The sequence below is a fragment of the Aquibacillus saliphilus genome, assembly GCF_020404745.1.
Classification (GTDB): domain Bacteria; phylum Bacillota; class Bacilli; order Bacillales; family Amphibacillaceae; genus Aquibacillus; species Aquibacillus saliphilus.
On sequence record NZ_JAIZAP010000011.1, the window covers coordinates 1 to 23908 of the forward strand.

24 protein-coding genes, 6 tRNA genes and 1 pseudogene are annotated in these 23908 nt (G+C 34.7%); 6 read left to right on the top strand and 25 right to left on the bottom strand.

Annotation, left to right across the window (positions count from 1 at the left end; translation table 11 throughout):
• Positions 1–159 precede the first annotated feature (159 nt).
• Positions 160–1617, bottom strand: coding sequence for a spore germination protein (locus LD272_RS12255; protein ID WP_226036901.1), 1458 nt, complete (start codon positions 1615–1617; stop codon positions 160–162).
• A gap of 194 nt (positions 1618–1811) precedes the next feature.
• On the opposite strand from LD272_RS12255, the gene LD272_RS12260 reads away from it, so the two are divergent.
• On the top strand, positions 1812–2684 hold the full coding sequence (locus tag LD272_RS12260) for a hypothetical protein (protein ID WP_226036902.1): 873 nt from the start codon (positions 1812–1814) through the stop codon (positions 2682–2684).
• 62 nt (positions 2685–2746) lie between these two features.
• Here the strand turns inward: LD272_RS12260 and LD272_RS12265 are convergent, their stop codons facing one another.
• The 5 genes and pseudogenes from LD272_RS12265 to rpmG all read right to left on the bottom strand — a co-directional run bounded on the left by LD272_RS12265 (position 2747) and on the right by rpmG (position 5556).
• Entirely contained in the window at positions 2747–2899 is a 153-nt protein-coding gene (locus LD272_RS12265) for a hypothetical protein (protein WP_226036903.1), read from the bottom strand.
• Between the two features lie 68 nt (positions 2900–2967).
• Positions 2968–4211 (bottom strand): annotated as a pseudogene (locus LD272_RS21465) (rhomboid family intramembrane serine protease).
• Between the two features lie 178 nt (positions 4212–4389).
• A complete protein-coding gene (gene yqgO, locus LD272_RS21780; protein ID WP_500784466.1) occupies positions 4390–4578 on the bottom strand; it encodes a protein YqgO in 189 nt (62 codons plus the stop codon).
• A gap of 136 nt (positions 4579–4714) precedes the next feature.
• Positions 4715–5272 (bottom strand): 5-formyltetrahydrofolate cyclo-ligase, encoded by a 558-nt coding sequence (locus tag LD272_RS12275; protein ID WP_226036904.1) that lies wholly within the window; start codon positions 5270–5272, stop codon positions 4715–4717.
• Positions 5273–5406: 134 nt separating this feature from the next.
• The gene (gene rpmG / locus LD272_RS12280; protein ID WP_153736744.1) at positions 5407–5556 is read right to left on the bottom strand and encodes a 50S ribosomal protein L33; all 150 of its coding nucleotides are present in this window, start codon (positions 5554–5556) and stop codon (positions 5407–5409) included.
• A gap of 315 nt (positions 5557–5871) precedes the next feature.
• Here rpmG and LD272_RS12285 point away from each other — a divergent pair, with 315 nt between their 5' ends.
• Positions 5872–6225 (top strand): glycosyltransferase family protein, encoded by a 354-nt coding sequence (locus LD272_RS12285; RefSeq protein ID WP_226036905.1) that lies wholly within the window; start codon positions 5872–5874, stop codon positions 6223–6225.
• A 10-nt stretch (positions 6226–6235) separates the two neighbouring features.
• A complete protein-coding gene (locus LD272_RS12290) occupies positions 6236–6715 on the top strand; it encodes a hypothetical protein (protein WP_226036906.1) in 480 nt (159 codons plus the stop codon).
• Between the two features lie 50 nt (positions 6716–6765).
• Here the strand turns inward: LD272_RS12290 and phoU are convergent, their stop codons facing one another.
• The 16 genes from phoU to LD272_RS12370 form a co-directional block, all read right to left on the bottom strand.
• Positions 6766–7422, bottom strand: a complete 657-nt coding sequence (gene phoU / locus LD272_RS12295) for a phosphate signaling complex protein PhoU (protein ID WP_226036907.1) — start codon at positions 7420–7422, stop codon at positions 6766–6768.
• A gap of 21 nt (positions 7423–7443) precedes the next feature.
• Complete coding sequence (gene pstB / locus LD272_RS12300) at positions 7444–8256, bottom strand: phosphate ABC transporter ATP-binding protein PstB (protein WP_439647399.1); 813 nt, start codon at positions 8254–8256, stop codon at positions 7444–7446.
• A gap of 12 nt (positions 8257–8268) precedes the next feature.
• A complete protein-coding gene (gene pstA, locus LD272_RS12305) occupies positions 8269–9120 on the bottom strand; it encodes a phosphate ABC transporter permease PstA (protein ID WP_226036909.1) in 852 nt (283 codons plus the stop codon).
• Positions 9120–10019, bottom strand: a complete 900-nt coding sequence (gene pstC, locus LD272_RS12310) for a phosphate ABC transporter permease subunit PstC (RefSeq protein ID WP_226037034.1) — start codon at positions 10017–10019, stop codon at positions 9120–9122. The genes pstA and pstC overlap by 1 nt, the downstream gene beginning before the upstream one ends.
• Before the next feature lie 120 nt (positions 10020–10139).
• Complete coding sequence (locus tag LD272_RS12315) at positions 10140–11144, bottom strand: PstS family phosphate ABC transporter substrate-binding protein (protein ID WP_226036910.1); 1005 nt, start codon at positions 11142–11144, stop codon at positions 10140–10142.
• A gap of 256 nt (positions 11145–11400) precedes the next feature.
• Entirely contained in the window at positions 11401–13536 is a 2136-nt protein-coding gene (locus tag LD272_RS12320) for a peptidoglycan D,D-transpeptidase FtsI family protein (RefSeq protein ID WP_226036911.1), read from the bottom strand.
• Positions 13537–13739: 203 nt separating this feature from the next.
• Complete coding sequence (locus LD272_RS12325) at positions 13740–15011, bottom strand: MFS transporter (protein ID WP_226036912.1); 1272 nt, start codon at positions 15009–15011, stop codon at positions 13740–13742.
• A gap of 137 nt (positions 15012–15148) precedes the next feature.
• Positions 15149–15760: a superoxide dismutase gene (locus tag LD272_RS12330; protein ID WP_226036913.1), complete on the bottom strand. Its 612-nt coding sequence runs from the start codon at positions 15758–15760 to the stop codon at positions 15149–15151.
• Positions 15761–15990: 230 nt separating this feature from the next.
• Positions 15991–16063, bottom strand: a tRNA-Phe gene (locus LD272_RS12335).
• A 54-nt stretch (positions 16064–16117) separates the two neighbouring features.
• Positions 16118–16210: transfer RNA gene (locus tag LD272_RS12340), tRNA-Ser, on the bottom strand.
• A gap of 18 nt (positions 16211–16228) precedes the next feature.
• Positions 16229–16305, bottom strand: a tRNA-Ile gene (locus tag LD272_RS12345).
• A 9-nt stretch (positions 16306–16314) separates the two neighbouring features.
• A tRNA-His gene (locus LD272_RS12350) sits at positions 16315–16390 on the bottom strand.
• 20 nt (positions 16391–16410) lie between these two features.
• Positions 16411–16487 (bottom strand) — tRNA-Met (locus LD272_RS12355).
• 4 nt (positions 16488–16491) lie between these two features.
• Positions 16492–16566: transfer RNA gene (locus tag LD272_RS12360), tRNA-Asn, on the bottom strand.
• A 259-nt stretch (positions 16567–16825) separates the two neighbouring features.
• Complete coding sequence (locus LD272_RS12365) at positions 16826–18466, bottom strand: Na/Pi cotransporter family protein (protein WP_226036914.1); 1641 nt, start codon at positions 18464–18466, stop codon at positions 16826–16828.
• Positions 18467–18701: 235 nt separating this feature from the next.
• Complete coding sequence (locus LD272_RS12370) at positions 18702–19343, bottom strand: NfeD family protein (RefSeq protein WP_226036915.1); 642 nt, start codon at positions 19341–19343, stop codon at positions 18702–18704.
• 131 nt (positions 19344–19474) lie between these two features.
• Here LD272_RS12370 and yqfZ point away from each other — a divergent pair, with 131 nt between their 5' ends.
• Together yqfZ and ispG are read left to right on the top strand one after the other, a co-directional pair.
• The gene (gene yqfZ / locus LD272_RS12375) at positions 19475–19864 is read left to right on the top strand and encodes a protein YqfZ (RefSeq protein ID WP_226036916.1); all 390 of its coding nucleotides are present in this window, start codon (positions 19475–19477) and stop codon (positions 19862–19864) included.
• Between the two features lie 112 nt (positions 19865–19976).
• Positions 19977–21083 carry a flavodoxin-dependent (E)-4-hydroxy-3-methylbut-2-enyl-diphosphate synthase gene (ispG, locus tag LD272_RS12380; RefSeq protein WP_226036917.1) on the top strand — a complete coding sequence of 369 codons (1107 nt, stop codon included), beginning with the start codon at positions 19977–19979 and terminating at the stop codon, positions 21081–21083.
• Between the two features lie 34 nt (positions 21084–21117).
• Here the strand turns inward: ispG and LD272_RS12385 are convergent, their stop codons facing one another.
• A complete protein-coding gene (locus LD272_RS12385; protein ID WP_226036918.1) occupies positions 21118–21567 on the bottom strand; it encodes a DUF4190 domain-containing protein in 450 nt (149 codons plus the stop codon).
• A 101-nt stretch (positions 21568–21668) separates the two neighbouring features.
• Complete coding sequence (locus tag LD272_RS12390) at positions 21669–22382, bottom strand: transglycosylase SLT domain-containing protein (protein WP_226036919.1); 714 nt, start codon at positions 22380–22382, stop codon at positions 21669–21671.
• A 228-nt stretch (positions 22383–22610) separates the two neighbouring features.
• Between LD272_RS12390 and LD272_RS12395 the strand changes: the two genes are divergently transcribed.
• The gene (locus tag LD272_RS12395) at positions 22611–22895 is read left to right on the top strand and encodes a DUF2624 family protein (protein WP_226036920.1); all 285 of its coding nucleotides are present in this window, start codon (positions 22611–22613) and stop codon (positions 22893–22895) included.
• 53 nt (positions 22896–22948) lie between these two features.
• On the opposite strand, the gene LD272_RS12400 is transcribed toward LD272_RS12395, so the two are convergent.
• On the bottom strand, positions 22949–23845 hold the full coding sequence (locus LD272_RS12400) for a deoxyribonuclease IV (protein WP_226036921.1): 897 nt from the start codon (positions 23843–23845) through the stop codon (positions 22949–22951).
• Between the last annotated feature and the right edge of the window lie 63 nt (positions 23846–23908).

Sequence of the window (23908 nt, forward strand, 5' to 3'; positions counted from 1 at the left end):
TTCTTAGACCCCATTGTTCTTTTTTCTATTTTTCTCTCAAAAGATAAAAACTGAATATTAAAATAATATTTAAATTGAATATAATAAACTCTTGACTTTAATAAATATTTTTAATGCAACACTAGTGTAATTTCCTAGACAACAAAAGATCCAGGTCGTTTAACGATCTGGATCTTGAGGATTTAAAAATGTTGGCCTTCTTCTTTTTAGCGGAATCGGCGTTCTAATTAATACATCTATAAAAGCTTTAGGTGAAAATGGTATAAATGGCCATAGGTAGCCTGTTTGAAATGTTTTCATTCTCATCAAATAAAGAATCCAAGCTGTAACCCCTACAACGTATCCTTCTACTCCAAAACTTGCTGTAGCAAGTAACAGTAACATTCTAATCATCCTATTCGCTAAACTCAGCTCATAGCTTGGGGTTGCAAATGTTCCAATTGCCGCAAGAGCTAAGTATAGAACAACTTCGTTAGAAAATAACCCAACTTCTACCGCAACCTGTCCAATGAGAATTGCAGCTACAAGACCAAGCGCTGTTGCTAAAGCGGTTGGAGTGTGAATCGTTGCCAACCGCAACATATCTATCCCTATTTCAGCAATTAAAAACTGTGCTAGTAATGGGATTACTCCAAATTCACTTGGTCCAATATAATCGAGTGCACTTGGTAGAAGCTCAGGATTAACAGAAAATAAATAGTAGAGAGGTAATATAAAGATTGAAGCTATAACGGCAATATAACGAACAAATCTTAAATAGGCTCCAACTAATGGTTTCTGTCTATATTCTTCCGCGTGCTGGAGATGGTGCCAAAATGTTGCAGGTGTAATCATAACACTCGGTGACCCATCAATAATAATTATAATATGACCTTCAAACAGATGTGCAGCAGCTGTATCTGGTCTTTCAGTATAGCGGATAGTTGGGTACGGATTCCAGTGCCGACCACCAAGAAACTCTTCGATAGTTTTTTCTGCCATTGGTAACCCATCTGTATCGATGCTCTTTAAATGTTTTTTAAGCAATTTCACCTTCTCCGGGTCAGCAATATCCTCCAGATAGCAGATACAAGTATCTGTTTTTGACCTTCTTCCAACACTTTGGTACTCCATTCGAAGCGATCGGTCTCTAACTCTTCGCCTAGTTAAGGCCGTATTAAATACGATAGTTTCAACAAAACCATCCCTTGAGCCACGGACAACTCGTTCCAAATCAGGCTCTTGTGGACTTCTAGCAGGATAGGTTCTAGCATCAATCATAATAATTTGATCGACACCCTCGATTACAAGTGCTGTTGGACCTGCTAATACAGTATCTGTTGCAACATCTAAGTCATCGACTTTATCAAGTTCTACATACGGTAAATATGTTTTAAGCATCTTTTCTAATGGATCTGGTTCTAATTCACCTGGCTCTATCTTCGCTAAAAATTTCATTAGTAGATGCAAAATATCGTCTTTCACGAAGCCATCAATTAAAAATAAAGCCATTTTTCGATCTGCATATTCTAGATCTAATTGAATGACATCAAAACTTTTATCTACACCTAAACGTTCCCGCATATAGTCAATATTCTGTTGATAATTCCTATATACAGGTTTTGATTTATTTTCCATGCTCTCACCCTATACTAAATACTTATAATAGTAGGGTGTGCTGAAATCCACATTTACATTCATATTACTTCCGTTGCCAAATTATATATCACTTTCATATATATGAGACAAGCAACATATATAATTTATTATAGACTTTTATTAAATAATTCTTCATATTGTTGTCGCAAATTTATAAAAGGGGTTAAAAATAAATGAAGAAAAAATCAGTTGTCATAACGTTATCTATTATAGTTTGCTCTTTACTAGTTGCGTTATCAATTTTAAATAATAAGGAAGTGCCTGTTATCAAACACTTTCCAATTGATGAAGATGTTGATTTCACTTCCTTTGGCACCGCCTTACGATTACTTTCTGAAACTGGAAAGGATAAATATGATGTGAAGTGGACAGCTTCTTCAGAGTTAGATAAACCGATATACCTGCGTCAAGATGTGTCTTTGTTATATTCTGATGGTCGATTGAAGGGGATATTAAGTAAATGGAAAGAGAATGAACAAAACATTCAATTAGAATCATTGATTCATGGAGAAGACAGTAGTCACTTCCAAGCAATATCATTTCATCATGGTGAAATTCATTACGCAGACGATGAAATAAAAAGTATTCACTCTATGTCTTATGATGAATTGTATGTGATTGATTCCCCGCACAGTGCTTTAGAATCATTTGATCATCCGCTAAACTCAAACCAAGAAGAATGGAAAAAGACTTTAGATCATGCAACAAACCAGCAACTCAGATATCACTGGAAACAGCTTATTAACTACTTTGACATTCCGCAGGCTAAATATAATTTTGAACCACTAACAAACTTACACGTATATCAATCCAAGCCGATACCAACCTTAACCCAAGAAAGAACACAAATAGTAATTGGCCAGCTATGGGAAGGTCTTTATAAAAACTATATTTTAAACATTTCTAGAAATGAACAACCAGTCAAAAGCTTTGTGCCATTAATTTTATTTTCAAAACAAGGAGACCATCTAATGGTATTGTATCAAGACCAAGATGGTGAAAAGCAGCAATTAATTCAGTATTATTCTTCTAGAGATAATCTTTGATATAAACAGGAGAAGTTTTTCGTTATCTGGATTGAACTCACAAGCCATTCTCGCATTACCCCTTACTTTTTCTGAGAGCCTTCTTTTCCAGTAATAGCGCCAATTGGAAATGCGCTTCTATGAAGACCATTTCCAATTGGCGCTATTTCAAGGCCTTCTTCTATTATTTTAACACTGTTATTTAAGTTAATTAAAGCTACTAATCCATAATACAATAATTTAGCCCTTATATCTTGAGAAGTGAAGTTTCCATCTCTTCTGCAGTAATTTTGATAACTTCTTTTTATTTTTCTTCTTGCAGCCTTTCATGACTAATTTGTAATTTGATTGCTTCATCAGAATGGTTAGATGTATTAAACAATCCAACATATACTAAGAGTATTAAAATAGTTATATAGACGATCACTGATGTAGCTTGTAATAGCTTTTTTTTCTTTCTAGGAAAAAAGACTATTGCAGATGCAATAAAACCCCCAACTAAGCCACCTAAATGGGCTCCGTTATCAATCTGTGGCACAGAAAGTCCAAAAGCAATATTTAATCCTATAACAACCAGTAAATTCCAACCCATCGTTTGAAAAAAAATCTTTTATAATTAACACCAAAAAATAACAAAGAGCCCAAAAGACCGAAGATAGCACCTGATGCTCCTGCTGCAATTTGAGTATTGAATGCAAAACTTGCTACTCCTCCGATGATGCCAGCAAAAAAATAAATGATGATAAAGCGACTATTTCCATAAATCCGTTCAACTGCCGATCCGACATAGTATAAAGCCAACATGTTCATAAATAAATGTAAAAATCCAATATGAAGAAACATGGAAGAGATTATCATCCACCACTCCCCATTGACAATACCTATATTATACTTCGCTCCAAATTTAATAAGTGTGGACACTGACGTACTAGAACCGTTCATTTCAATAAATATAAATGCTAAAACATTTATCATTAACAATAGATAAGTGAAGAAAGGCTTGCCATTATTGAATAATTGATCAGATTCTTGCTTTTTTGTCTGGTGAGTCTTAGATAATCTTTTTTCAAAGTAATCCGTGACTTGTTCCATTTCCATCACTGATTCTGGAAATGAAATATCGAAACTTGGCAAAAACAAATCCTGGTATAGCCGGTTTTTCTCCTGCTCGATTGACTGACTATCCAAATAATAAACAGTCAATTCTATCTTCTTTCTATCTTTTACTTGGATTGTATTTTTCAATGTTTCCCATTGATCGACAGGCGGAAAAGTAGCAATATACACATTATGTACATGTATCTTTCTACCAATTAAGAAATTCTTCATTTTTTTAACTCGATTATTAACATCAGCTACATCTTTTTTCAGTTGGTTTCCCCAGTCAAAACTTTGATGAACTAAACGTATAACATGACTTGTGTTTTTAATCTTCTTTTCTAACCAAATTTCCTTGCTTACCTTATCGATATGTAAAATTGTAAAACGATGGTTGTTCGTCAATTGATAGGCCAAACGAAAGAAGAAATATCTCTCTTTAATGAACATGTACTCCCCCTCCTTACCATTATCATATCACTCTAAACCAATCCCATGATCATTGTTTTTTGCATAGCTAATTTTCTATCAATAATACTTTCGTCAGTATAAGTAAAGCGTAAGTGTTGGAACTTTACATTTGAGATCAATAGTACATACATTATTTCCCAAAAAATAAACGTCCGGCTTATGAAGCCGAACGTCCTAAAATACTTGGCATTATTTTTTCCCTGATATACGGCATATTCATTGTCACGCTAACAATAAGTTTTCTTAACATTTTAATTGCCAACAATGTATTAATAATCTTATATCTCGATTTAAAAATCACATTTACACCTATAAATAAAACACTTAAAAAGAGAAAAAACCTCAAGTCTCTTCACCCTTTCTACCTTTCTTCTAAATCATACTTTTAGTTTGCTACACTTTCCTTAAAATATGCTCAAAAGATTGGGGGAATTGATCGAAGACAACTTCCAAAAAATAAGTATTATGAATTGACTAAACTACTAAAACAATATTCCTGTTTCAGTAACGATATGTTTTACAGGAATATCATAAGAATTCGTAGGGATTACTGATGTGATTTGTTGATTACTAACGAAAGAAGCAGTTATCCCATTATAATTTTCAAGATAACGATCATAATATCCTCCACCATACCCTAACCTAAATCCTTTAGCGTCAAATAAAAGTCCAGGGACAATAATCATATCTAACTCACATTTTTGAATTTTCACAGATTGTTCTGGTTTAGGTTCTAACAAATTGTAATAAACAGATTCTAACTGATCGTATGTATTTAGTTGATAAAACTCCAATTGAGAAATTTCAGGGTAACATTTGGGTACACACATTTTCTTCCCCTGTAACCAGCCTGCTTCAATAATTCCAGTTGTATCCCATTCATGGCTCTTTGACATAGTTATCCCTATAGACTTGGCATTTTTCCACCAGTTTGATTGTAGTATATGCTCCTTCATTTCAAGTTCGACATTCTGTTTATCGATACTAGAAGTTGACTTCAGCATTTCTAAAGTTTGTTTTCTTAATTCTGACTTATTCAAGTTTACACCTCATCAAATTTAAAAATTAACAAACAAACGAAAATATAACAAATATAATAAAAACTCTTACCATTTTCAGGTAAGAGTTTTTGTTTAGCAAAACTCTAGCAGATAGTTTAAAAAACTAAACTATCTTACTTAGTCTCGCGATGTAAAGTTTGCTTTTTCAAACGTGGGCTGTATTTCTTAAGCTCTAAACGCTCTGGATGTTTACGTTTATTTTTAGTTGTAATATAATTACGGTCACCTGTTTCAGTACAAGCTAATGTGATATTTACGCGCATTTGTTATCCCTCCAAACCTTTATCAATAATAACTACGTTTATTGTTATCATTTTTCAGACTCAATAATAATATCAAAAAAACTTATTAATTTCAAGCAGTCTTTTAATACTTAAATCAATTTCATGATTACCTTATGCCGCTATTGATCTTCACCAATAGTTTGGAACGCTTTATCCCAACGATATGCGGATGACAAAATCAGTATTATGAAATTGACTAACTTAACAAATAATTACAAGTTTTTCACTCAATTGTTTTCAGGTATCATTAACTATGATATAACTAATATTGTAAAACCAAATGGAGGGAAATATGTGATCTACGTTATTATAACTATAATTACTATTGCGATACTTTTATTTATCTTATCGTTCTTCCTGACTGATCGATTTAAACAAATAGAAAATCAGATTGAGCAATTTTCTATTTCGACAATGCAGGAAACGTATCAAATGAAGAAAAAGCTAAAAATCCTAGAAGAAGAATTATTAACAAACGACCTAGGAGATTTGGGTTCGTTTGAAAAAACTAGCAATCAAACACCGCTACTTAGAAAAATTCAACATTTACACAACCAAGGCTTGGATGTCCAGACAATCGCAAAAGAAACTAGCTTAAGTGAGTATGATGTTCAGTCTGTTATTAAACAATTCTCAATACAGAAATAGAGGAGTTACCATGAAACAAACAATACGAGCTTTTTCCATAGGTTTACTATTCGCTACTATTCTCCTGTCTTTAACCTATTATACATTAGATAACCAAACCGAAGTAGTAGAAATATCCACTGAAGAAATGATAACAGAACTTGAAGGTGCAGGGTACTATGTTGATTTAAAGCCACCCTCATCCGCCGGTAAACAAGTTGAACAAGACCAAACAACTACTGCTATAGACGAATCTGTTCAAGAGCAAGAAACAAAAGAAATAGAAAAACCATCGTCCGAGAATATTACTCATTTACTAGTAATTGAATCGGGTATGGGTCTAGACTCTATTATTGAGGAATTATCTTCCCTGCAACTAATTGAAGATGAGGGAGATTTTCGAACAATGCTCGTTGAGAACGACTACAGTACAAAGATCCAAATTGGAGAATTCGAACTAAATTATAGTATGAGCGAAAAGGAAATTGCAGATACCATTACAAAGCAGTAAAAATCTATAGAATTGGCCACAAAAGGAGTTTTATCTTTTGTGGCCAATTCTTAATTTAAATCGAATGATTCACCTTTAACGAGATACATGATATTCTCACCGATGTTAGTAGCGTGGTCACCGAAGCGTTCAATATATCTGCCACTAAAAGCCATTTGCATAATATGTTGAATTTTTTGCGGATTAGTAGCAGTTTCTTCCAACAACTCAGTTAATATTTTTGAGTACATTCCATCCACTAAGTCATCTAATTGAGCTAATTTTTTTGCTAAGGTAATGTCTTCATTTTCATAAGCTTTTATCGATAAATCAATCATTTTTAATGCGACATCCCTCATATCTTTTAGTTCATTATGAATCTTTATGCCATGGTCCTCACCTAAATGAATCGTAGACTTCGCAATGTTTTTAGCATTATCCGCCATCCGTTCTAAATCAGAAGAAATCCGAATTGCAACAATAAGTCTTCTTAAGTCTGAAGCAACGGGCTGTTGTTTGGCAATTAGTAAAACTGCAGTTTCATTAATCTCAAAATCCTTTTTATCTAATTGCTTATCATAAGCAATTACTTGTTTTGCCAATTCTATATCTGAATTATATAGGGCATTCACGGCTTCAGTTAATAATTTTTCAGCACCATGTGCCAATTCAATAACCATTTTCTTTATTTCATCCAATTCTATTTGAAATTGTTCTCTAGCAACCATCTACATACCCCTTTTCTATAGTTAACCAAAGCGACCAGTTATATAATCCTCAGTTCTTTTGTCCTTTGGATTTGAAAATAATCTATCAGTATCTGTAAATTCAACTAATTCACCATTTAACATAAAGGCAGTCTTATCAGAAATTCTAGCTGCTTGTTGCATGTTATGAGTAACAATCACAATTGTATAATTATTCTTTAATTCTTTAATTAATTCTTCGATTTTTGACGTTGATATTGGATCTAAGGCAGAAGTTGGTTCATCCATTAAAATTACATCTGGTTCAATTGCTAAGCATCTAGCAATACACACTCGTTGTTGTTGACCACCAGACAAACTAAATGCATTTTGATTTAATCGGTCTTTGACCTCATCCCAGATTGCTGCACCTTTCAAGCTATTCTCAACAATTTCATCTAAAACTTTTTTCTTCTTAATACCATGAATTCTTGGCCCATAAGCAACATTATCATAGATTGATTTTGGAAATGGATTAGGTTTTTGAAAGACCATTCCAACTTGTGTACGCAGTTCTTCTACCATCTGTTTATTTCTAAAAATGTCTTGATTATTATACATTACTTGACCCGAAGTCCTGACACCAGGAATCATATCATTCATCCTGTTCAATGTTTTTAAAAGTGTTGACTTTCCACATCCAGAGGGACCTATGACAGCTGTAATTTTATTTTGTGGAATGGATAAGTTCACTCCATATATTGCTTGATTGGTTCCATACCACAAATTAAAGTCCTCAATTTTAAAAATACTTGAATTTTTTTCAACTATTTCACCTTCAACTTTTTCATCTATCATAGCAACTGACATTTCGATTCCCACTTTCTATTAATATCTACTTTGAAATTTATTTCTAATCCAAATAGCAATCGAGTTCATTAGTAATAAAATAACTAATAATACAATAATTCCTGCTCCCGCTATATATTGCCACTCTTCTTGCGGTCTAGATGTCCAGTTATAAATTTGAATAGGCATGGCTGTATATTTGGATGTTAACGAATCAGGTATTGTGTAAATAGCAGCTGCAGCACCAACAATGATGAGCGGAGCTGTTTCACCGATCGCACGTGACAATGCTAATATCGAACCTGTTAAAATTCCAGGGATAGCTGCTGGCAATACGATTCGCCAAATCGTCTGCCACTTTGTTGCACCCATTGCAATGGAAGCCTGTCTAATTTCGTTTGGTACAAACCGAATAGCCTCTTGTGATGCGACAACAATGACAGGTAGGATCAGCAAACTCATCGTTAAGGCTCCTGCAATTAACGTATATCCAAAGCTAAAGAGATAAACAAAAAATGTTAAACCTAATAAACCAAAAACAATTGACGGCACACCAGCTAAGTTTTGAACATTAGTTTGAATAAACCTTGTGAATTTATTTTTAGCTGCATATTCTTCTAGATACAATGCTGTAGAAACACCAATAGTAATGGAAATCGGTGCAATTAAGAGCATGAGATATAAAGACCCCATAATTCCTGCAAACAATCCTGCTTTATCAGGATATGGTGCTGGATATTGTCTTAAAAAATCTATATTTAAATGACCTAATCCTTGGCTTAATATACGATATATTAAAACCGATAGTGCAATTAAAGCTAGGGACATAGCAAAAATAAAAACATATTTAAAAGTTTGATTTAAAATTATTCTTCTTCTCATACGACTCATTAGTAATCCTCCCTAAACTTACGGGATATATATTGAGCAAATAAGTTCATTGCGAAAGTAAATACAAATAACGTAATACCAACTGCATAAATACTAAAATAAATATTTGACCCATATGAAGTATCCCCAGTTGCTCCTTGTACGATGAAAGCCGTTAGCGTTTGAATGGATTGCATTGGATCAAACGTTAAATTCGGGGTAGCACCAGCTGCAATTGTAACAATCATTGTTTCACCCAGCGCTCTAGAAACAGCCAAAACAATTGATGCGATAATCCCTGATAAAGCTGCCGGAATAATCACCTTTATGGTGACTTCCAATTTAGTTGAACCAAGAGCCATAGCACCTTCACGTAACCTGTTCGGCACTGAATTCATCGCGTCTTCAGAAAGTGAAGCAATCATTGGCGTTATCATGATGCCTACAACTATACCTGCACTTAAAGCATTAAAAATCTTTAGTTCTGGAAAAACACTTTGCAAAATAGGTGTTACAAAAGTTAGTGCGAAGAAACCATAAACAACAGTAGGAATTCCGGCTAAAATTTCTAAAATTGGTTTGATGATCTTTCTAGAACGATTACTTGCATATTCGCTAAGATATATTGCAGATGCTATTCCTATTGGTAATGCAACACAAGTCGCAATTGCAGTTATTAATAAAGTTCCTGTAATCAGTGGAAATACGCCAAACTTTCCGGACCAAGGGGACCACTGTGTTCCTAAATAAAATTCTGCTAATGATACCTCTGAGAAAAAGGTGATTGATTCTCTTAACAGCGTAAATAATATTCCAGCTGTAGTAAGGACAGAAATGACAGCACAGAGCAATAAAAACAACGGTACAATTTTTTCCGTAACATTAAATAGATTTTTTTTACTTTTTTTATCGCTTATCATTTCTTGAACAGAATACTTATGCTCCTGATGTGTATTCACAAAATGACCCCTCTTCCGTAAACTGGAGTTGGATCAACCCTAATAGTTGATCCATTCTCCTAAGTTAAATTTTGCTAATAGCTACTCAACTGCTAGTTCGTTTATTTCATCTTTTTGCTCTTGATACTTCTCGTCTGGCAATGCAACATATCCTACTTGTTCAGCAGCTGCACCCGCGTTTTCTAGAGCATAGATTGCAAAGTCAAGAACTTGAGGTTTTTCCTTCAAATAGTCAACATTAACATATGTGAACAACGGTCTAGAAAGTGGTGAGTATGAACCATCTTGAATTGTTTCCCCATTTGGTTTTACTGGATTTCCATCACCATTGTCGATTCCTAGTACTTTTAGCGAATCTTGGTTCGCAATATAGTAAGCATAACCGAAAAATCCGATAGCATATGGATCACTTGTAATACCTGTTACCAATGTGTTGTCATCCTCTGAGAGTGTTACACCTTCTCCTTCTCTCATTGGTTTATCTTCTAAAATCACTTCATTAAAGTAATCAAATGTACCTGAATCATGACCTGGGCTATAAATGACGATTTCTTCTTCAGGCCATTCAGAGTTAACCTCAGACCATTTCGTTTTACCACTATCAGCTAAAAAAATCTGTTTTAATTCATCAATTGTAATGTTTTCAATAAAATCATTTTCTTGACTTACTACAACAGATAAACCATCATAGGCTAATTCAAGCTCGTGAAGATCAATTCCATTTTCTTCAGCAATTGCTTGTTCTTCTTCCTTAATTGGACGTGATGCATTACTAAAGTCAATTTCTCCTACTGTAGACTTCTTAAATCCACCACCAGAACCAGATGAATTAAGTGCTGTTTCAACTTCAGGCAATACTTGATTATACTCATAAGTTAAATATTCCATTATCGGCAGAACAGTTGAAGAACCATCAATCGCTATTTCTCCGGAGAGTTCGTTGTTCGTCTCCGTATTATCAGAGGTATCTGAGTTTTGATCATTTGTCTCGTTCTCTTCTGTTGCCTCTTCTGTTCCACAAGCAACAAGTAATCCAATCGATACAATAAATAGACCTGCTAATACGAATACTTTCAAATTCTTCATTGTTTAGTCCCCCTAATTATTTGTTTTAAATGTAAAGCTTTTACTATCAAGCTACAATTACATCATAACTACTTAGTTTTAATTTACTGTTAAGAGAACGTAAAGAATTTGTAAATTCGAATAAAAAATTGTCTAAATGGGCAGTATTAAGTCTCTTCTGATAAAATTATAAAACCGAACCAATTGGTTACATTTTAAGCATACAAAAAACCCTTAGTAACATTAGTTACTAAGGGTTTAGCAAGTACAATTCTTATCACTCTTGTTCTTCGTCACTATCTTTTCGGTCTGATTCCTCAAGAAGATTTTCTTCAACACCATTTTCAATTCTGTTTTCCTTTAGTTCAAAGTACTTATCCAATATTCTTCTTCCAATTTTATGATTAACTGGGTACCTTCCACTCATCGTCCCATTATTAGGAACAATTACAGCAAATGCTACTTCTGGGTCTTCATAAGGAGCATAGCCTACTAAACTTAGATTCTCTACATGAGCAACTAGTTTGCCATCCACATATATTTCATTCTCGGCAGTACCTGTTTTCCCTGCAGGACTATAGGAAGCATCAGCAAAGTAATTAGCAGCTGTACCACGAGACTCTTGCATCACTCGTCTAAATCCCTCTTGAACACGGTCAATGTAGTCGTCATCCATCTCAACTTTATTTAACACATCTGTATTATACGACTTCGCTACTGGACCTAATTGATTTTTATCAGCTACTGGCTCCCTTACTTCGCTCACTATGTGTGGTCTAGTGCGATAGCCATCATTTGCAATCGTTGAAACATACTGGGCTAATTGCAGTGTTGTAAATGTGTCAAATTGGCCAATGTTAAAGTCCATCAACTTACCTGCAGTATTATCATCGATATTTCCTTTAAATCCAGTTCCTTCATATGGTAAATCTATCCCAGTTGATTGTCCTAACCCAAATTGACTGTAATAGTTTCGCATCTGTCTAAATCCTTCTTCATAATTACCACTTAAGGGTTTGTCATATTGATAGTTCCCTCCTCCAATTCTCATTGCAATATGAAACATATAAACGTTGGATGAGCGCTTGAGGGCGTCAATATCGTTAAGTGGTCCAAGAGTAGTATAGGAACATTTAGGCTCTGTTGCCGCTATTTTCACACATTTATCATTAATAGTTTCACCAGAATAGACAACACCAGAATCAAGTCCCGCTAGCACAGACGCACCCTTAACGGACGATCCGGGACGATGTGCATCATAGATAACTCGAAATGAATTATCCTTATATTCACCAGTGTCTTTATCATGTCTAACTCCTGACAAAGCGAGGATTTCACCTGTCTTTGGATCCATCATAGCAACTAAAGCGTCTTCTACATATCTATTTCCTGGATGACTCTCTATCGCGTTTTGCAATTCCTCTTGAACTATTTTATCGACATCTCGCTGTAATTCCATGTCAATAGTTAATACCAAATCATTCCCACGTTCGCCGTCAACAACTGGCTCTGAACCGACAACGTTCCCTGATTTGTCAGTCGTATATTGCACCTCTTCTTTTCTGCCTCGAAGAAAACTCTCGTATTGCTGTTCTAAACCACTGGTACCAACACGATCATTACGACTGTATCCTCTAGTTAAATAATAATCGGTGTTTTCACTTGGAATTCCTTCTGAGTTTGATGTTATTTTTCCAATATAACTGTCGAATGTACTTCCGTAAACTTTATGGCGATTCCAATCTATGGACGCATCAATACCAGGTAGTTCGTATAAATGTTCAGAAACCTTTGCATATTCCTCTTCTGTTACATCTCCACTCTTAATTACATGGGGAGAAAGTTCATATGCCTTATCAAGCTCTTTTTTAATTACTATTGTATTTAACAAATCATCTGACCACTCAATGTCAGATAAATCATCCTCTGTTATCTTCTCAAGCATTACCTGATACTGCTCAGCGTTCGATAATTCTAACTCTTCATCAGATAACCGTCCTTGAACTTCTTTTTCATTAAACAAGTACCAATACTCTTTCCTGTCTCTTTCATTAACCATATCATTTAAATCATCTGAATTTTCTCCCATATCGATAAATTCAGCTAGATTCTTTGCAATTTCTAAGCGATCATCAGCTTTATCGCCACCTTTAGGTGGTGTGTAGGTGATTGCTCGTAAAGGAATATTATCTAAGACAATTCTACCATAACGATCATACATCTTCCCTCTAGGTACCGATATCTTTGAGGTAGTATCAACTGTCCTGTTAATCTCTTCTTGTGCTTCTTCACCATTCAATATTTGAACTACTCCAAGCTGTAAAATCAATAAAGAAAATAATGCAAATACAAATAAAAATAATATATTTAAACGGAAGGGAAGTTGCGATGTTTTCTTTTTTTTCTTTCCCATTTCGTTCTCCCCCTTAAATTACATACTTTAACTTTAGTCAATTTCATAATACTTATCATTTAAAGTTATCATCCGCATATAGTTGGGATAGATCGTCCCCAAACTTTATCCGGATGACAATTGCTGCATAAGGTAACTATGGAATTGATTCACTTGCATAATTATATCATTTATCATTTGTTGCTACTATAGATAATTTCCATCTATTTTTTATTATCTACAAGCTCCTTTTTCATGGCTATTCTTTCTTCAGAAATAACTCCATGAAGTTTTATATCCTTTATAAAAAAATAAATGACAAAGTGACCTATACCCATAAACATTAACACGTATGGAATAGCAGTTTCTGCATCAAACAAGCTAACAGCTACTAAAAATATCGCAATCGAAAATACCCTACCTAAATTAACAAATAATTCCCTCACAACAATATATTCAATTCGCATTTCAGCAGCATTCCACGCTTTACCAATAACGTCGAATGTTAAGGATAGATATGGAACAAAGAGAATTGGATAGGAGAAACCAATTATTGCTGCATAGATTAGAAGTGTTGTATAACTCATGTGGATTAGTATTAGATAAACCGATAAGTACAGCGATAAACCACCAACAAAGATTGCCCACTTTCTCCTACTTGGTTTAATAAATTTCGATGCCAAAAAATAAAACACAAATGAAAAACCTGAGAATATTAGATTGAATGTACCTAACGCAAACTCACTTTGAGTAGTTATAAAAACCCAAATGGAAATAACAAATAAAAATACGCCTTCTCTTAAGCCTTGAAAGAAATGAGCATAGAGGATTCTTTTCCAGTCTGGGTTATATTTTCTTTCCTCAATAATTCTTCTAAAAGAAAAATTCCCTTTAGCAGATCTTCGTTTTAAAAACATCGTACAAACAACCGCTAAAGCAAATAAAGCAAAAGAAATGGTAAAAATAATGGTATAACCTTGAAATTCATCCATTCTTGAAATAATGAAACCAGCTAATATTGGACCTACCATCCCTCCAAACGATTGCATTAATCCTAAAAAACCATTGAAGAAGTCCCTTGTTTCCGGCTCTGTCACCTCAAATGTTAAGACATTAAATGCAAGCCAGTAGAAACCATAACCAATACCAAGTAAAGCACCAAGCAACATATTGTATGTTGCTGCATTTTCACCCACCATCAATACAGTCATAAAAAAAAGGGATAAAAAAATGACTCCTAAACGTAAAACAATTACTCGGTCAACTTTCTTCGCCCATCGCCCTGCTAATATAAATGTTAATGGCTGCATGATAAAAACTGAAATATTATATTGTGCAATAGCAATATATTCGCCAGATTGTTTCCACAAATAAATATTTACAAAGGTATTGGAGAGAAAAGTGGCCAGAGCATAAAGTCCACCAATTGTTAACAAAAGTTTTAAATCTTTATCTATTTCAATATCACCTAGGATTATATTTAAACGTCTTTTCATATCTCCTGTCTCCTTTAACTTTCTACAGTTTATTATTTTCAAATAAAAGAGAGATATTCAGGAGAACTGATTATATTTAATTCATCAAAGACAAAAAAATCCTTGGCTTTTATATAAGCCAAGGATTTTTAGTTTAATTATTTTGCAGCTTGGTAACGTTTTGTTACTTCTTCCCAGTTAACTACATTCCAAAATGCTGAAATATAGTCTGGGCGTTTATTTTGATATTTAAGGTAGTAAGCATGCTCCCATACATCAAGACCTAATACTGGAGTTTTACCATCCATTACTGGTGTATCTTGATTCGGAGTACTAGTGATTTCTAGTTCGCCGTTATTAACAATTAACCAAGCCCAACCAGAACCAAAACGTCCAGTAGCGGCAGCAGCAAATTCTTCTTTAAATTTATCGTAACTACCGAATTTTTCATTAATTTTAGTTGCTAGTTCACCTGATGGTTCGCCCCCACCATTTGGAGAAAGAATAGTCCAGAATAAACTGTGGTTTGCATGTCCACCACCATTATTACGAACCGCAGTACGGATTGATTCTGGTACACTGTTTAAATCTGATAATAAATCCTCAAGTGATTTACCTTCTAAGTTACCTTGCCCTTCCAAAGCACCATTTAACTTAGTTACATAAGTGTTGTGGTGTTTCGTATGATGAATGTTCATTGTTTCCTTATCGATATAAGGTTCTAATGCATCATATGCATAAGGCAATTCTGGTAGTTCAAATTTAGCCATTATAAATTCCTCCTTTATAGTATGTAAGAAATAACGTTAAAAAATGTTACGTTATTCCAATTAATCCAAGATTATCAAAGCAATTGTGTTCATGCAACATTTATGCTTTATTCATCAGATTATCTATATTATATCTACCCATTCTTAAGTAAGATTAAACTAAATTTATTATCTTTCAAAAAATTAAACAACAAAAAAACAAGCTATAATTGCTTGTTCGTTTAGAGTGATGGCTCGGGACGGAATCGAACCGCCGACACACGGATTTTCAGTCCGTTGCTCTACCGACTGAGCTACCAAGCCAGTCTATAAAATTGTTAATGTTCAAATCTTTATGCTTAAGTTTCCTATGTAATATGGAGGAGGAAGAGGGATTCGAACCCCCGCGGGCGATGAAGCCCCTGTCGGTTTTCAAGACCGATCCCTTCAGCCAAACTTGGGTATTCCTCCGTACATGAAAGATAAGAGTGGTGGACCCTGCAGGATTCGAACCTGCGACCGATCGGTTATGAGCCGATAGCTCTAACCAACTGAGCTAAGGGTCCACTAAGCAATGGGGCGACCGATGGGAATTGAACCCACGTATGCCGGAATCACAATCCGGTGCGTTAACCCCTTCGCCACGATCGCCATATATCTTTTTGTTTTTTTGGTAGCGGCGGAGGGAGTCGAACCCACGACCTCACGGGTATGAACCGTACGCTCTAGCCAGCTGAGCTACACCGCCATAATGGCTCCACAGGTAGGATTCGAACCTACGACCGATCGGTTAACAGCCGATAGCTCTACCACTGAGCTACTGTGGAATAATAAAATTTTGCTTAGCAACCTGTTTCCTATCACTGAGTGAAATTCAGTAACTCAGTAACAAAGCGACGAAATATAATATATCATTTGTTAAATAAATTGTCAACAGCTAATATGTAAGGTTTAAATTTAAGCAACAAAAATAATATAGCATGTCCCCGTTCAGCTTTCAAGAGATTTTTAAATATTTTTCAGAAACATATTTTTAAAAAAATTAAATTTTATTCTTTCAAAAGAAAAAAGAGCCCCTGGTGGGCTCTAATTTTCATCATTTTTTTCGCCAAGTACTTCATCTGCAATGTTAACAGAATGATCCCCAATCCGCTCTAGGTTACTGAGTATGTCCACAAATACTATCCCGGAAGTTCCAGAACATGCACCTTCATTTAATCTAATAATATGCTTTTTACGATAGGCGCGTTCCATTTGGTCAATTTTTTCTTCTTTTTTGACAACTTCTAGTGCCTCTTCACGGTTCATTTCGCCTAATGCTTTTATTGCTTGTTTAACAGTGTTTAACGTTAAGTCAAACATTTCATTTAAATCTGCTTGTGCTTGCTCAGTGATGATAACCTTATTTGATATTTTATAATCAACAAGTTCGATAATATTCTCAAAGTGGTCACCGATTCTTTCAATATCTCTAACAGAATCAATCAAAGCAGAGTGCTTAGCACTCTCGGCATCTGTAAAAGGTGTTCCTGATAATTGTACTAAATAATCGGTAATTTCTCTATCTAGGTTATTTAATGCACCCTCAACTTGTAAAGCCACTTCTGAGTGTTTAGGATTATGCGTATTTAGATAGAGGCCTGTTTCTTGAAGACCTTTATGAGCATACTCTCCCATTCGGATAACTTCTTCTTTTGCTTGATCTAAAGCTACCGAAGGTGATTGTTGGATAAATATAGGATCTAAATGCTTCGGCTTGTACTCAACAATTGCATCTTCACCTGGTATTAACTTCGTAACAATATAAGCTAAACCGGCTATAAATGGAAACTGTATCGCTGTATTTGAGATGTTAAAAATACCATGCGCGAACGCTAGAGTCATCTCAGCATTCAATCCTAGTTGAGCTTGTAGGTAGGCGATGAAATTCGTGTATAATCCGATTATAAACAACATCAAAATTGTACCAATTAAGTTAAAAATCACATGTGTCAGTGCTGCTCGTCTTGCAGCAATTGATGCACCAATTGATGCTAAAATTGCAGTAATCGTCGTTCCGATGTTGTCACCAAATAGAACTGGTAAGGCACCCGCGAGTTCTATTGCACCCTCCGCATATAAACTCTGCAAAATACCAATCGTTGCACTTGAACTTTGAACAATTATTGTAAATAACGTACCGACGACAACGCCCAAAATAGGGGTATCTGCCATACTTACCGTTAGATCGTGGAAAGCTTGTACATCCCTTAATGGTTTCAATCCCGTACCCATTAAATCTAAACCATAAAATAACGCACCAAATCCAAAAATCGTCTGACCAATATTAGAGATTTTGTTACTCTTAAAGAAAAATAACATCAGTGCTCCAATTGCTAGTATAGGTAACGCGTATTCTTTTATTTCAATACCAATAATAAATGCTGTTACTGTCGTTCCAATGTTTGCTCCCATAATAACACCTATCGATTGTCTAAGTGTCATGAAGCCAGCGTTAACTAATCCAACTGTAAGTACAGTTGTTCCTGTACTTGTTTGCAAAAGGACTGTAACTATTATACCCGCCAGAACTCCCATAAATGGATTACTTGTAAATCGATCTAGTATGTCTTTTAAGCGATCACCGGCAGATTTCTGTAGACCTTCTCCCATAAATTTAATACCAAGCAGGAAAATACCTAGTCCACCAATAAATTCAAAAATCAAAGTCTGTACATTAATATCCAATGGAGTTCATCCCTTCATCCTGAAAATTATGCATAAAACATTATGAATGCCTTTTTCATTATTAATGAAATGTGAAGCATTTGTAAAGAATTTTCGTTATAATTTACACTAAATTTACAAAACATTGTCGTAATTTGTTGTAAATTGGCGTTTTGTTATTATTTTCCATCAATACGTTTAAAAAAGTATTGCTTCATTCTGGTAGAAGCAATACTTTTTTAATTTTATTGTAGTTTTATTTTGCTTTACTTTCTAGTTTTGATACTAGTATTCTTGTACCATCTACTAGTGTAACTTTTATTTCTGTACCTTGCTTAATCCACTGTCCATTTGTTATCGCACTATAATCGGCACTATCAACCCTAATAGTACCAACAGGACGCATATCAGTTACAGTTACTCCCTCTTTGTTAATTAATTCCGAATGTGTTTTATTCATCGTATTGTATCCTCTATCACTAGTTAGTCTGTCTGTCAGTGTTAATTTCGTCCACATATTTCGGCTTTTAAATACTTTCAAAAAGAATAATGACGAAAATCCACCAATGATAACTCCAATTACCGCATATAGACCTGCAGTCCAGTTCGGTGAACTTAATCCAACTGAAATTATCATACAAAAAGCACCGATTGTAGCAAGCGTACCATCATTGACTATTTTTCCATCAACGATAATCAGTAACAACCCAATTAGATAAATAATCATCATTATGATGAACATGGCCGGGTCTAAATAAGAAAGGAAATAAATAGTTATAAAGCTTAGGCCTAGCAGTCCAAAAAAACCTCTCATATTTACTAAAAGTTCTCCAATTAAAAATAAGGTCCCAAGTCCAACAATTATAAAACTAATCCAATCACTTGAAAAAATCTCCATTTGACTCACACTCCCTTAAGTCGTCTATATATATTTACGATAAATATTCAAATTTAGTTTCAAAAAAAAGGAATTCTCCAAAAGTGTAGAACTAATATATAACATAACACTTTAGGAGGCAGTAATGAACAATGAATTTATTTAAAAAAATATGCCTTACTGTTTTACTTATATTATTTATTATAAGTATATTTAAAGATTTAACTGTAGGAACAATTATTCAGGACGTAATACCAAAAGAAGAGAAGCCTATACCTGCTCAGGAGGATAGTAGCAAGAATCCGGACTCCACGGTTAATTACAAGCACCCACAAGAGACAGATCGATATCAGGTGGAAAGTTATACAACTGCACCAGGCGACACGGTGCTAACGATTGTAGAGGCACTTAATAATGATCAACAGGCAATTCAAATGGATCAAATTATTCAAGATTTTCAAATCCTAAATCCTGAAGCTGACCCACATCAAATTAAACCAAATACGGATTATTTATTTCCTTTGTATAAAAACTTACCTTAAATTTGTATTAAATAAGATGTGACACTTCTATTTTCTTTCTATTAGCTTTATAATGAACTATGGTACTTACTTAACAATACCACTTTCGCGAAAATAAAGGAGCGATTCATTTATGGCTTTAACGCACAGAAAAAATACACGGCCTGTCAAAGTAGGAAATGTCATGATTGGCGGAAAAAATGAAGTAATCATCCAGTCGATGGCAACTACTAAAACACATGATGTTGAGGCGACAGTAAAAGAAATTCTTCGTCTTGAAGAAGCCGGTTGTCAAGTTGTACGTGTAGCTTGTCCAGATGAGCGTGCTGCTGATGCAATTCCAGAAATCAAAAAAAGAATTAATATTCCTTTGGTTGTAGACATTCACTTTAACTACAAACTTGCTCTTAAGGCTATTGAAGGTGGAGCAGATAAGATAAGAATTAATCCTGGCAACATCGGTAAACGCGATAAAGTAGAGGCTGTAGTAAATGCAGCTAAAGCAAAAGGAATACCAATTCGAATTGGAGTAAATGCCGGCTCTTTAGAAAGACATATTATAGAAAAGTATGGATATCCAACTGCTGACGGAATGGTAGAAAGTGCTCTTCATCACATTAAAATACTTGAAGAGTTAGATTTTCATGACATTATCGTTTCATTGAAAGCATCAGATGTTGATTTAGCAATTGAGGCATACGAAAAAGCTGCTGAAGCAATTGATTATCCACTCCACCTAGGTATCACAGAGTCTGGTACGTTATTTGCAGGCAGTATTAAGAGTGCTGCTGGAATGGGTGCGATACTAAGTAAGGGTATTGGTAATACAATGAGAATTTCACTTAGTGCTGATCCAGTTGAAGAGGTAAAAGTAGCTAGAGAATTATTAAAAACTTTCGGATTAGCATCTAATGCAGCGACATTAATCTCATGTCCTACTTGTGGAAGAATTGAAATTGATTTAATTAAAATCGCTAACGAGGTTGAAGAGTATATCTCCACTATTAAAGCACCAATAAAAGTAGCAGTTTTGGGGTGTGCTGTAAATGGACCTGGTGAAGCGAGAGAAGCAGACATTGGCATAGCAGGTGCAAGAGGTGAAGGATTACTTTTCCGACACGGTGAAATTATTAGAAAAGTGCCTGAGGATACAATGGTCGAAGAGCTTAAAATAGAAGTTGATAAGATTGCTGAAGAGTATTTAGCTAAAAAAGCAGAAGAAGAAAAACAAGAAGCATAAGAAAAGCTGGTCCAGATTGGACCAGCTTTTTTATTTATACAAAAGGCGCTACAAACAGTGTGATCACGATAGAAATTCCACCAGCAATTATTGCTGTATTACCAAGAGTATCTGCACCTCGACTTTTTGATACAAAACCAAATATAATCCCAGCAGCACCAAGTATAACCGGCATTATAAAGAATGAGATGACTGCCAAAATAACAGCAAGCCATCCAAAACCAGTTTTAACTTCAGATTTCATTTCAGTCTCTTGTTCACCTGAAGTAATTGGTCTGTTGAATTCATTGGCAGTTAACTCTTGTGCCATTTCTTCGTCCCTCTTGTAGGCTTCATCAAGGGAATAAAGCTCTTCGTCTTCAACAATTGGAGGGCGGTCTTGTGCCCCTTGTTGTCTTGCCGTTATGACATCAGGCTCTTCTTCCCCATGTTTTGGGGCTTCTTCGACTTCCTCGTTTCTTTGATTACGATACGATTCGTCCATTATAAAACCCTCACTTTCGTTGTCGAGGTGCCTTTATAGTGTATGGACAAATCAGTTTTTATTACGTGGAACATTTCACTACCTTAGGGAACATTTAACGGTTATTTTAGCGCCAATGATGCATGGTCTGCTGCACTTTCTTGTATCATTTCAGCATAGTTGCTTTTCGCGTGTCCATTATCTCGAATATATTGGTCCAAGCCTGCCATTCCTCTATGATAAGCGGTTAGTACCTCATTCCAATTTCCATATTCATGATGCAAGAAGTCTAAATAAACTAATGATATCTGCATCGAATAATAAGGATCAAACAATAGTTCATCCTCATAAGGTAGGTCTGCCATTTCCGCAATCCATGGAGCTGTATTTTTCATGAATTGCGCCAGACCATAGGCATGTCCATATTTTGTCTCAGGGCCCACTAATTTAGGATCGAACGTACCTCCAGTTTCAACTTTTAGTAGTTCATACGCAAGGTAAGGATCAATATCATATCGGTTCGCCTCTTTCACTAAATAAAGCGCCCACGACTTTTTAAAGTTATTATTGCTATCTTTAACAATAGCGTCCGCATTTTTTTCTATTTCTGGCCATGTATGATAACCATTTTCCGACTCGCTCTTCATCGAGCTCGTTGTTAGGTAATCTTGTTGGGCCATCAGCTTGTTATTTTCTTGTGTTAGTTGTTCATTTTCCTCAACCAATTCTCCATAATTATTTGAAGATATATGGTTAATAGAATACATAACAATACCACTAAGCATTATTACTGCAACCAAAAGGATTAGATATTTTCTTTTTATCCATTCCATCATTATATAAAACACCCTTTCATACTTCACGAGGTAATCAGTAAATTTTGACTTACAGCATCATATATTAACTAAGTTTCACTTCATTTGCAATGAATAAACATTTCCAACTATATATTACCTGTTTTTTTGGCACAAAATCTGTTGATTAAAACTACTATATAAATAGACACATCATTTTTACAAATTAGATCGGTAAAATGAATATATTTAGCGTAAGGGAGTTTTATGATGAATAATTTTTTTTACGACATGATTTCAAAGAAGTTAAAAAAAGTTAGTGCTAATGATTTACTCACTCACAGTAAAGAACACGGAATCAATTTGACAACAAATCAGGCGGAAGAAATAGCTGCTTATTTGTCTAAAACCAATTTAAATCCAATCAACGAAAAAGACAGAATGAAGATGTTTAAAAAGTTAGCTCTAATCACAGATATACAAACAGCTCAAAAAGCTCAGAAATTATTTAAAAAACTTATTAAAGACTATGGTGTCGAATCTTGGTTTAACTAATTATATAAAAAAGGAGATGCATATAAGTATATACTTATATGCATCTCCTTTTTTTAATTGTTTACTATTTTTTCTTTTAAATCCGGTATGAAATTTTCACCTTTAAGCATTTCTATTTCAAATTTGTATGGAGGTTTTTTGGATTTCTTATCTTCACCGACATAAGGTGTTTCTAAAATTTTAGGCAAATTAACTAATTGAGGGTGATGAACAACATAATGCAAAGCTTCAAAACCAATATGACCGAAACCAATATTTTCATGTCTATCTTTATGAGCACTTCGTTCATTCTTACTATCGTTTACGTGAATAACTTTCAGTTTATCCATTCCAATAATTCGATCAAATTCATTAAGGACGCCGTCAAAATCATTAACTATATCATATCCGGCATCATGAATGTGACATGTATCTAAACAAATAGATAATTTATCACTATACTTAACTCCGTCAATAATTCGGGCTAGTTCATCAAAAGTGCGACCCACCTCTGATCCTTTGCCAGCCATTGTTTCTAGAGCAATTTGAACTTTTTGATCCGAATGAAGCACTTCATTTAAACCCTCAATGATTTTTGCAATGCCAATGTCAACTCCTTCTCCTACATGAGAACCTGGATGAAGAACAATTTGACCTGCTCCAATTGCTTCCGTTCTTTCTATCTCACTTTTCAAAAAACGAACACCTAAGTCAAAAGTTTCCTTCTTGTTCGAATTTCCTAAGTTAATAATGTAAGGTGCATGGACAACTATATCTTCCATATTATTTTGTTTCATATGTTCAAGCCCTAATTCTATATTTAACTCCTCAATTGGACGTCTTCTTGTATTTTGTGGTGCACCAGTATAAATCATAAAAGTATTGGCACCATAAGAAGCTGCTTCCTCACTAGAGCCGAGCAGCATTTGCTTACCTTTCATAGATACATGAGACCCTATTTTCAAATTCATACACCTCTCTCTTTAGATTATCATAATTTTACCATAAATATTATTATTATTATATTAAACAAA